The 255-nt window shown below is 43.9% G+C and carries 1 protein-coding gene; it reads right to left on the bottom strand.

Going from position 1 to position 255, the window contains the following annotated elements; all coding sequences use genetic code 11:
* A partial coding sequence (locus ICE88_RS08455) for a hypothetical protein (protein WP_216252058.1) occupies nt 1-255 on the bottom strand: 255 nt, incomplete at both ends.

The following is a 255-nucleotide window of genomic DNA, read 5'->3' as shown; positions in this document are numbered from 1 at the left end:
TGCTCAAACCAATATTTGTTGCGGTGATGGCTGTTGTTGATTTATTGAGTGTTAGTGTGTCGCTATCAGAATTGATTCGTACAGCATTTGTTACTAAAGTAATTGCACCACCATAAGTATTATTGCCGCTGATATTTCTTAAGGCACCGCCACTGCTAACGCCTGTGCCATTTAAACTCAATGCTTCGTCACCAATTGTGATACCGCCAGATAATTCAAGCGCAGCACCACTGGCCACAGTAACACCGCCCGCAA

It is taken from the genome of Polynucleobacter sp. AM-26B4 (genome assembly GCF_018882285.1).
Taxonomy (GTDB): Bacteria; Pseudomonadota; Gammaproteobacteria; order Burkholderiales; family Burkholderiaceae; genus Polynucleobacter.
Note: the sequence above shows the minus strand (reverse complement) of the source record. Positions and strands in the feature narration are given on the sequence as shown.